The following is a 9,477-nucleotide window of genomic DNA, read 5'->3' as shown; positions in this document are numbered from 1 at the left end:
GAACCGTTTTATTGCGTGACTTGCGACCAAGAATGCAAGGTCTTGTGCCGGTGTAATCGCTGACCTTTGTTTCGCCGATTAGGTGCCCAAACCCCCATCGATTTGAGCGCGTGAAATACGCTATTTCGCACACCTCAAGGTATTCAATGGGTACTTACCCTAGCTTTGCTGCTACATGTAATTTGCGGTACAAAAATTATTATATTGTTATTGAACGGCAGAGTCCTCGGACGCAGCGTAAATGCCTTTCCAACTTGTTGGACTCGCTGAAATAGCTAACCCTTGGTGGCAATACATAATCCAAGTGGAGCCACATCATGTCACAATCCAATAGCGTAAATCGCAAATTCGTTCTTGCAGAACGTCCTGTGGGCGAACCGACAGATCAGACTTTGCGACTTGAGAACGGTGATGTGCCTGTGGCCGGTGCAGGGCAGATGTTGCTGCGCAATGAATACCTGTCGCTTGATCCCTACATGCGCGGGCGCATGAGCGATGCGCCGTCCTATGCGGCTCCTGTGGAGATTGGGGGGACGATGGTTGGCGGCACTGTTGCTGAGGTCATCACGTCTGATGTGAAGGGCTATGAGGTCGGCGATTGGGTCGTCGCGTTTGGTGGGTGGCAAGATTACACGGTTTCTGATGGCACGATGGTGATCAACATGGGCAAAGACCCGCAGAATCCTTCTTGGGCGCTGGGTGTTTTGGGCATGCCGGGTCTGACGGCCTGGGCAGGTTTGACGCAAATTGGACAGCCAAAAGAGGGTGAAACGCTTGTTGTTGCTGGCGCGAGTGGCCCTGTTGGGGCGACTGTCGGTCAAATTGCCAAGATCTTGGGCTTGCGCGTTGTTGGTGTCGCTGGTGGTGTTGAGAAATGTGCACATGTGGTGGATGTGCTCGGGTTTGATGCGTGTATTGACTATAAAGCAGATGGATTTCGCCATGCTTTGAAAGACGCCTGCCCTAAAGGGATAGATATCTATTTTGAAAATGTCGGTGGCGCAGTGTTTGATGCTGTGATGCCACTGTTGAACCCGTCTGCGCGTATCCCAGTCTGCGGACTGATTTCGCAATATAACGCAACTTCTTTGCCAGATGGACCGGATCGCATGAGCCTGTTGATGGGTATGATGCTGCGCAAGCGTATGACCATGCGTGGATTTATTGTGTTTGATGATTTCGGACATCTCTATCCCGAGTTTGCCAAACAAATGGGGGCTTGGGTCGCATCTGGTCAGATCAAGTACCGCGAAGAGATGATAGAAGGGTTAGAACAGGCGCCGGCCTCCTTCATCGGTCTTTTGCGTGGTGAAGGATTTGGCAAACGGGTAATTAAGCTGAGCGCATGAAACTGAAGCTGCATCACATCAATCTTTGCTCCGCCAATGTTGCAGAGATGGATCGCTTTTATCGTGACGTCCTCACGCTTGGGGATGAAGATCCCTCGGCGCTGCCACCGATCAACGAGCAAAAGGGGCTTGTGGGTGATGTGTCGTTTGTCACAGACGGCGACATTCAGATGCATCTCACGCCGCGCGATGTGCTCAATTCGTTTCGCTCTGGTCAGGTGGTGAACCCGCTAGAACGTGGACATATCGCCTATCGCACGGATGATATTCAGGCCTTCATGGCGCATCTTGACGCGCAAGGCGTGCCCTATTCTGATTGGGGGAGCAACGCTGTGAAAGGGTGGCATCAGGTGTTCTTTTACGACCCCGATGGCAATGTGATTGAGGTGCATCAGATCGTGGGAAGCACCACTTGACGTATATAAAACGGCCCCATTCGAAATTGAAAACCGCTGCATGTGAAGCGGTTTTCAATCAACGATTGCCATTTGAGAGTTCTTTAAGGTGGTATCGCTTGGGCGCAGTTGATTTGATGTGGTGCCTATGCTCTTCCAAAACCCCTTCCAAACACAAAATAGCGGAATGACGTTCCGTTCTGCGGGATTGGCAGGGGCAGATTTACTGCCTAATCTATTCCTGACTGCTCGTTTTCTTTGGGAGGGGAAGATGGCCAACTTTCAGACAGCTCCATGAGTGCGATGACCCCAGAACAGGCCGTGCACCATGTGATTGCAACGAACCCAACGTTTGAACTTCATCAGGTCGACGTGCGCGGCGTTACGTTTAAGGCATTCAAGAATATTCCGCCAACCGTGCCCGGATTGCTGGCTGCTGGATGGGCGCAGCATGGTGACGGGCAATTGGAATACTTGGCATATGAGGGCGAAAGTCAGACCTATGCGGAGTTCACAAGTGGTGTGAACAAATTGGCGCATACGATGCGTAACGAGCTGGGCTTGGGGCAAGGCGCGCGCGTTGCCGTCGCCATGCGCAATTATCCTGATTTGCTGATGTCCGTGCTTGCCATTTCATCTATTGGCGGAATTGTCGTTTTCCTCAACGCTTGGTGGACGAGTGAAGAGTTGGATTATGCCTTGCGCGACAGTGAGGCAAAGGTGGTCTTTGCAGATGGTCCGCGCATGGACCGTTTGCAGGTTTTGAAAGACCCACTTGGCTTGACGTTGATTTCTGTACGCGATGCCAAAGGACAAGGCGCTTATGACATAAACGCGCTAATTGAAGTCGCACAATTGGACAGTGCCCCTGACGTGGCAATCGACACGGACGATGATTTCGCGATCATGTATTCGTCTGGAACAACCGGTGATCCGAAGGGCGTTGTGCAAACCCATCGCGGTGCGGTGAATGCTGTCTTTAGCTGGTTGATGCAGTCCGTAGTTGCCCCGCTTGTGACGCCACCCGAACCAGATGCACCCGAAACTTTGCGCCCTTCCGCACTTGTGGTCACACCGCTGTTTCATGTCACTGCAACGCATCCATTGTTCCTGCTGAGTTTGCCTGCGGGTGCCAAGATTACGTTGATGCGGAAGTGGGATGCGGAAGAAGCGGTGCGCTTGATGCGCGACAATCAGATAACGCGGTTCCTTGGTGTACCGACGCAATCTGCCGAACTCATGCAAGCGGCGAAAAGGATGGGCGAGACTTTGCCAGCGATGGATTATCTTGGCTCTGGTGGTGCCAAGCGACCCGGCGCGCAGGTGGCGCAGCTCGCTGAAGCATTTCCCAACGCAGGTGTCGCGACGGGCTGGGGTATGACGGAGACGAATGCACTTGGCATCGGGATGATTGGTGACGACTACACTGCACGCCCCGAGAGTGCCGGAAAACTGCATCCGCCTGTGCAAGAGCTGCGCATGCTGGATGACAATGGCAAGGATGTTGCAGTTGGTGAGCTTGGTGAGATCACCGTGAAAAGCCCCGCGAACATGCGGTGCTATCTGAATAAGCCAGAGGCGACTGCAGAGACCTTGCAAGACGGGTGGCTGCGTACAGGCGACTTGGGTGTGCTGGACGCTGAGGGTTATGTAACCATTCTGGATCGCAAGAAGAACATCATTATTCGCGGTGGTGAAAACATCGCCTGCCTTGATGTGGAAGGTGCGCTGCACCGCCATCCGGATGTGCTGGAGGCGGCGGCGTTTTCAGTACCTGACGCACGCTTGGGCGAAGCGGTTGGCGCCGCAGTTCAGTTGAAAGACGGTGCCATAGTGAGCCGTGATGAGATGGCGCAGTTCCTCGAAGCGCATATCGCAAAGTTCAAAATTCCCGCACATCTATGGGTGCAACACACTGCGCTCATTCGTGGGGCGACGGATAAAATTGACCGACGCGCGATTTGCGCCGTTTGTTTGGATAATGAAGAGGCAAAAGTATGAATACCCCTAGCGAAGCTGAGATTAGCGACTACCTCGCCAGTTCTGGCGCGGCCGCTTGGGATGTGCCGGGTCTCCCTGCCGGCACTCCCAAGCGCGAAATAAAACGAGTTGGCATTATCGGCGCTGGCACCATGGGCGGCGGCATTGCGATGAATTTCGCGACCGCTGGCATCCCTGTGACCATCGTTGAAACCACGCAAGAAGCGCTTGATCGCGGGTTGAAAGTCGTGCGCGGGAATTATCAACGCTCTTCCGACAAGGGCCGCTTCCCCCAAGATGAGGTCGAGGCGCGCATGGATCGCTTTGATCCCCGCCTTTCTATTGCTGATCTGGCTGAGTGTGATCTGGTGATCGAGGCTGTGTTTGAAAACATGGACCTCAAGCGCAAGATTTTCACTGAGCTTGATAGCGTGATGAAGCAAGGCGCGATTTTGGCAACCAATACGTCTGCGCTCGATATCAACGAAATTGCGGGCATGACAAAGCGGCCTGAAGATGTGATCGGGCTGCACTTCTTCTCCCCTGCGAATGTTATGAAGCTGCTCGAAATTGTGCGCGCCAAGCATACGGCGGACGATGTTGTCGCGACCTGTATGTCCCTTGCAAAAGACATCAACAAGATTGCCACGCTTGTGGGGGTTTGCCCCGGTTTCGTGGGCAACCGCATTCTGTTCGCGCGTCAGGCGCAGGCGAACAAGCTGGTGTATCAAGGCGTGATGCCTTGGGATGTGGACGCAGCTTTGAACGCATTTGGGTTCAAGATGGGCCCGTTCCAGATGAGCGATCTTGCCGGCCTTGATATCGGCTGGTCCAAGGGCGCGAAAACGCAGAACCCCATTCGCGATGCGTTGTGTGAACTCGACCGTCGCGGTCAGAAAACCAAAGCAGGTTTTTATGACTATGACGAAAACCGCCGCCCTGTTCCGTCTGAAGTGACGGCTGGTATCATTCGCGACATTACGGGTGCCAAACCCTCAACCATTGGGCAAGACGAGATCATCGAGACATGTATTTTCCCGATGATCAATGAGGCGGTGAAGATATTGGAAGAGAACAAAGCGCAACGCCCGTCTGACGTGGATGTGGTTTGGCTGAATGGCTACGGTTGGCCCGCAGATAAGGGCGGACCGATGTTCTTTGGCGATATGGTCGGTGCGCAACCGGTGCTGGATCGTATTGAAAAACTGGGTGCTGATGATGCAGCATTTGCACCCGCTGAGACATTGCGCAAACTCGCAGCGGATGGTGGTAAGTTTACAGAGATCGACACAGGAGGATTGAAGGTATGAGCTACGAATTCATCAAGACTGAAGTAAAGGGCAACATCCTTTTGGTCACCATGAACCGTCCAGAGGTGTATAATGCGGTCCACGTCGAAATGCACAATGAGATGGCCGATTGCTGGGACAAGTTCGCAGCCAATCAAGACCTGTGGGTCGCAGTTTTAACTGGGGCTGGCGACAAGGCATTCACCGCTGGCAACGATCTCAAAGCGACAGCGCAAGGTGGCAGCAAGGCCAAGATGACGCCGACTGGCTTTGCCGGTCTGTCGTCGCGCTTTGATCTGGAGAAACCGATTATCGCAGCCGTCAACGGCTTTGCGATGGGTGGTGGCTTTGAAACGGCGCTGTCGTGCGACATTATCTTTGCGTCCGAGAATGCAAAGTTCGCACTGCCTGAAGTCAAGGTTGGCTTCTTTGCCGCCGCGTCAGGTGTCCCGCGTTTGTCGCGCTACATCGGTCGTCTCGCCGCACAAGAGATGATGCTCTCTGGCCGTACAATCGGGGCGGCGGAAGCGCTGGAGATGGGATGTGTGAACGAAGTGCATCCGCATGATCAGTTGATGGACAAAGCGATGGAGAAGGCCCAGCAACTTTGCACAGGTTCGCCATCCGCAATCAAAGCGACCAAGCGTGTGCTCAATGATCTCGCCAAGCGCGATGGTATGGTGGAGAGTATCGCCTATTCGCGTGAAGTGCTCAAAGATCTCGCGCTGACTGAAGATTTTAAAGAAGGCGTTAACGCCTTTGTCGAAAAACGCGCCCCCAAGTGGGTCAACAAATAAATCTGCCAACAGGAGGCAAACATATGTCTGATAGCAAAGATCCGACGACGCTGAACAACCTTGAAATGTCCGACAAGGCCAAGCCGCTTTTGAACGCAGTGATCAAGCATATCCGTGAAAACGTCGATCCGATGACGGAGGAGTATTACAAAGCTGGCGAGGGTCGCGAGAACCGTTGGTCCCACACGCCGCGTCAGATGGAATTGATGGAAGCGGCCAAGCAAAAGGCGCGCGATGCGGGGCTTTGGAACTTCTTCTTGCCGAATGCGGAGACGGGCGAAGGTCTATCAAACCTTGATTACGCCTATATCGCAGCGGAGCTGGGAAAGAACCCTTTGGCGTCAGAGACGTTGAATTGTTCTGCGCCTGATACTGGCAATATGGAAGTGCTGGAGCGCATCGGAACGCAAAAGCAAAAAGACACATGGCTCAAGCCATTGCTCGCGGGTGAAATCCGTTCTGCTTTTGCGATGACCGAACCTGATCGCGCCTCTTCCGATGCGAAGAACATCGGCATGACCGCTGTTCTTGAAAAGGGCGAATGGGTTCTGAATGGCGAAAAATACTACATCTCTGGCGCAGGTGATCCGCGCTGTAAGGTGATGATCGTCATGGTGAAGACGTCGCCTGATGCGGAACCTTTCCGACAGCAATCCCAGATCCTCGTGCCGATGGATCATCCGGGTGTTGAAATCCTTGGCCCGATGCATGTTTTCGGTCACGATGATGCACCGCACGGCCATATGCACATCCGTTTCACAGATGTGCGCGTCCCAGAGGACAGCATTTTGTGGGGCGAAGGCAAAGGGTTTGAGATTTCTCAAGTCCGTCTTGGGCCAGGCCGCATCCATCATTGCATGCGCTCTATCGGACAGGCGGAAAAAGCGCTTGATTTGATGATTGATCGTGGTCTGAACCGTGTCGCCTTTGGCAAGAAGATCGTGGATCTGGGTAAAAACATGGAAACGATTTCACGCGCGAAGATCGAGATTGAATCGATGCGTCTGCTCGTCTTGAAAGCTGCCAAAGCGATGGATGTGCTGGGTAATAAAGAAGCCCGCATCTGGGTGTCGATGATCAAGGCCAAAGTGCCAGAGCAGGTCTGCGATATCATCGATCAAGCGATGCAGGTGCACGGCGCGACAGGTATTTCACAGTGGTCGCCGCTCTCTGGCATGTACGCACAACAGCGCACGCTGCGCTACGCAGACGGTCCAGACGAGGTGCATCACCACGTGATCGCGCGCAATGAAGTGCAGACCTACAAGGACAGCAATTCACGCCAAGATGCGATTGCGGGCGATACGCAAGCACGCGGTTCAGGCGGGTTCATGGGATGAGCATGTTTGATCTAACCGGCAAGGTCGCCCTGCTGACAGGCGCGTCCAAAGGGATGGGGTTCGAGATGGCCAAAGGTCTTGCCGAGCATGGCGCGACTGTGGTGATTTCGTCCCGCTCGCAAGAGGAACTCAACGCTGCGGCGAGCGCAATTAACGAAGCTGTTGGCGCCGAGCGCGCCCATGGCGTGGCGGGTAACATCGTTCATAAAGACCAGCTTCAAGCGCTGGTCGATAAGACGCACGAGATCGCTGGTCCGATCGACATTGTCGTCGGCAACGCAGGTGTGAATCCTTACTTCGGCCCCATCGCTGGCATCTCTGACGAACAGTACGAACGCACGATGAACGCCAATGTGCAGAGCAACCTATGGCTTGCGAAAATGGTCGCACCCGATATGGCGGCGAAGGGCAATGGCTCGATGATGTTCACCTCTTCGATTGGCGCGTTCAAAGCGTCCGATACGCTAGGCACATATGGCATGTCGAAGCTGGCTTTGATCGGGCTTGTGCGTAACTTAGCGGCCGAGTTTGGCCCGCAAGGCATCCGCTTTAACGCGATTTGTCCCGGCTTGGTAAAGACCGATTTTGCGCGTGAACTTTGGGATAAACCAGGCGTGGAGGAGAAATATTCTAAATCTATCCCTTTGCGCCGTTTGGGTGAGCCTGACGATTTCGCAGGGCTAGCGGTGTTCCTTGGATCAGACGCGAGCAAATATATGACCGGACAAGCGCTTACCGTCTGTGGCGGCTCTAGCATGTGGGCATAGGCGATGGAGATTAAGGATAAGATTTGCGTCGTCACAGGTGCTGCAAGCGGGATTGGCAAAGCGCTGTGTCATGCATTCGCGAATGAGGGCGCGGCGCATGTTGTTTGCGTTGATGTGAACGGGGATGGTGCCGCTGCGACAGCGCGTGAGATCGGCGGACACGCTTTCACAGTTGATGTTTCGAACGAAGCGGCGATTGTGGAAATGATCGATGCAGTGGAACGCGCGATTGGGCCTATTGATCTTTTCTTTTCTAATGCTGGCATCGCCGTTGGTGGCGGCATGGAAACGCCCAATGACGATTGGCAGCGCGTCTGGGATATCAACGTGATGGCGCATGTTTGGGCGTCGCGCAAACTTGTCCCGCTCATGGCTGCGCGCGGGGGTGGTTATCTGCTCAATACCTCCTCCGCTGCGGGACTTTTGAACCAGATCGGCTCTGCCTCTTATGGCGTCACGAAACATGCTGCTGTGGGTCTCGCTGAATGGCTTGCCATGACGCATGGGGATGAAGGGATCAAAGTGTCTGTGCTTTGCCCGCAAGCCGTGCGCACGGAGATGACACGCGGACATGAGGACCATGTTGCAGCGATCAACGGCATGATGGAACCGGATCCTGTTGCGCAAATATGTGTTGATGCAATCCGCAGCGAGAGCTTCCTGATTTTGCCCCATGAGGATGTACGCGAGTACATCAAAAACAAAGCAGACAACTATGACCGCTGGATCGGTGGTATGCGAAAACTGAACCGTATCTACGGCGACAAGAAACTCTGAATAAGGGAGCTAGACAATGATCGGCTACACAACACTCGGCGTCTCTGACATGGCGCGCGCAAAAGCGTTTTATATGGAACTGTTCGCAGATAAAGGCGCGAAAACAGTGACAGACATGGGGCGCATCGCCTTCATCGGCACCAAACGCGGTGAGCCAATGCTGGCCGTTTGCGAACCTTATGACAAAGGCGATCCTTCGCCCGGCAATGGTGGCATGATTGCCTTCACTGTTGAGAGCAAAGAAGAAGCCGACACGATGTATCACAAGGCGATTTCACTGGGCGCAACTTGCGATGGCCCTCCCGGTCAGCGTATCCCAGATCGTTTTTATGGTTCTTATGTGCGCGATCTAGATGGCAATAAGATTTGCTTTTTTGTGTTTGAGTAAGAGCGAAAAATAGTTTCGCAAGCACTATCGACTTTTGATGTCTACAAAAGGTGAGGCCGCCAAATCCGTCGACCTACCTGCCCTGTAAATACTCACCGGTTTGAGGCATATAATAGTCAAAGGCAGGGTGCAGCCATGTGCTGGCAAACATTAAATCATTAGAACCCGTAGCATCCCAAAAATTCGCAACTATGTTGTCCGACACGCCCTTCGCCTCCCCATTGAGCACTCACACTATGGTGGCGTTCAACAACCTTCTAAGCCAAGAAGGGTTCTGCGCAGACCTTGGATGCCCGATATTCAAAGATTACATATCAGCGGCTTTGTTGCACAAATCGGTCTGAGGCCGATCTCCCCCTTACCCCAGACGGATTTAGCCTACAGCCACGGTACTT

General features: G+C 53.6%; 9 protein-coding genes. All 9 read left to right on the top strand.

Going from position 1 to position 9,477, the window contains the following annotated elements; translation table 11 throughout:
• Window positions 1-317 precede the first annotated feature (317 nt).
• The 9 genes from ACTG3Z_RS17180 (at window position 318) to ACTG3Z_RS17140 (ending at window position 9,082) form a co-directional block, all read left to right on the top strand.
• Window positions 318-1,349 carry an NADP-dependent oxidoreductase gene (locus ACTG3Z_RS17180; protein ID WP_439144227.1) on the top strand — a complete coding sequence of 344 codons (1,032 nt, stop codon included), beginning with the start codon at window positions 318-320 and terminating at the stop codon, window positions 1,347-1,349.
• Window positions 1,346-1,765, top strand: coding sequence for a VOC family protein (locus ACTG3Z_RS17175; RefSeq protein ID WP_439144226.1), 420 nt, complete (start codon window positions 1,346-1,348; stop codon window positions 1,763-1,765). Before ACTG3Z_RS17180 ends, ACTG3Z_RS17175 begins: the two co-directional genes overlap by 4 nt.
• A 273-nt stretch (window positions 1,766-2,038) precedes the next feature.
• Window positions 2,039-3,745, top strand: a complete 1,707-nt coding sequence (locus ACTG3Z_RS17170) for a class I adenylate-forming enzyme family protein (RefSeq protein ID WP_439144225.1) — start codon at window positions 2,039-2,041, stop codon at window positions 3,743-3,745.
• The gene (locus tag ACTG3Z_RS17165) at window positions 3,742-5,034 is read left to right on the top strand and encodes a 3-hydroxyacyl-CoA dehydrogenase NAD-binding domain-containing protein (protein ID WP_439144224.1); all 1,293 of its coding nucleotides are present in this window, start codon (window positions 3,742-3,744) and stop codon (window positions 5,032-5,034) included. Before ACTG3Z_RS17170 ends, ACTG3Z_RS17165 begins: the two co-directional genes overlap by 4 nt.
• Window positions 5,031-5,810 carry an enoyl-CoA hydratase-related protein gene (locus ACTG3Z_RS17160; RefSeq protein WP_439144223.1) on the top strand — a complete coding sequence of 260 codons (780 nt, stop codon included), beginning with the start codon at window positions 5,031-5,033 and terminating at the stop codon, window positions 5,808-5,810. The genes ACTG3Z_RS17165 and ACTG3Z_RS17160 overlap by 4 nt, the downstream gene beginning before the upstream one ends.
• 23 nt (window positions 5,811-5,833) lie before the next feature.
• Window positions 5,834-7,150 (top strand): acyl-CoA dehydrogenase family protein, encoded by a 1,317-nt coding sequence (locus ACTG3Z_RS17155; protein WP_375266779.1) that lies wholly within the window; start codon window positions 5,834-5,836, stop codon window positions 7,148-7,150.
• A gap of 2 nt (window positions 7,151-7,152) precedes the next feature.
• Complete coding sequence (locus ACTG3Z_RS17150) at window positions 7,153-7,917, top strand: SDR family NAD(P)-dependent oxidoreductase (protein WP_439144222.1); 765 nt, start codon at window positions 7,153-7,155, stop codon at window positions 7,915-7,917.
• A 3-nt stretch (window positions 7,918-7,920) separates the two neighbouring features.
• Entirely contained in the window at window positions 7,921-8,694 is a 774-nt protein-coding gene (locus ACTG3Z_RS17145) for an SDR family oxidoreductase (RefSeq protein WP_439144221.1), read from the top strand.
• Window positions 8,695-8,710: 16 nt separating this feature from the next.
• Complete coding sequence (locus ACTG3Z_RS17140; RefSeq protein WP_439144220.1) at window positions 8,711-9,082, top strand: VOC family protein; 372 nt, start codon at window positions 8,711-8,713, stop codon at window positions 9,080-9,082.
• Window positions 9,083-9,477 lie beyond the last annotated feature (395 nt).

Source organism: Planktotalea sp. (assembly GCF_965659345.1).
Lineage (GTDB): Bacteria > Pseudomonadota > Alphaproteobacteria > Rhodobacterales > Rhodobacteraceae > Planktotalea.
Note: the sequence above shows the minus strand (reverse complement) of the source record. Positions and strands in the feature narration are given on the sequence as shown.

Excerpts from the sequence above, each read along its gene's own strand:
- ACTG3Z_RS17180 (WP_439144227.1), top strand. The coding sequence starts at position 318 with ATGTCACAATCCAATAGCGTAAATCGCAAATTCGTTCTTGCAGAACGT.
- ACTG3Z_RS17175 (WP_439144226.1), top strand. The coding sequence starts at position 1,346 with ATGAAACTGAAGCTGCATCACATCAATCTTTGCTCCGCCAATGTTGCA.
- ACTG3Z_RS17170 (WP_439144225.1), top strand. The coding sequence starts at position 2,039 with ATGAGTGCGATGACCCCAGAACAGGCCGTGCACCATGTGATTGCAACG.
- ACTG3Z_RS17165 (WP_439144224.1), top strand. The coding sequence starts at position 3,742 with ATGAATACCCCTAGCGAAGCTGAGATTAGCGACTACCTCGCCAGTTCT.
- ACTG3Z_RS17160 (WP_439144223.1), top strand. The coding sequence starts at position 5,031 with ATGAGCTACGAATTCATCAAGACTGAAGTAAAGGGCAACATCCTTTTG.
- ACTG3Z_RS17155 (WP_375266779.1), top strand. The coding sequence starts at position 5,834 with ATGTCTGATAGCAAAGATCCGACGACGCTGAACAACCTTGAAATGTCC.
- ACTG3Z_RS17150 (WP_439144222.1), top strand. The coding sequence starts at position 7,153 with ATGTTTGATCTAACCGGCAAGGTCGCCCTGCTGACAGGCGCGTCCAAA.
- ACTG3Z_RS17145 (WP_439144221.1), top strand. The coding sequence starts at position 7,921 with ATGGAGATTAAGGATAAGATTTGCGTCGTCACAGGTGCTGCAAGCGGG.
- ACTG3Z_RS17140 (WP_439144220.1), top strand. The coding sequence starts at position 8,711 with ATGATCGGCTACACAACACTCGGCGTCTCTGACATGGCGCGCGCAAAA.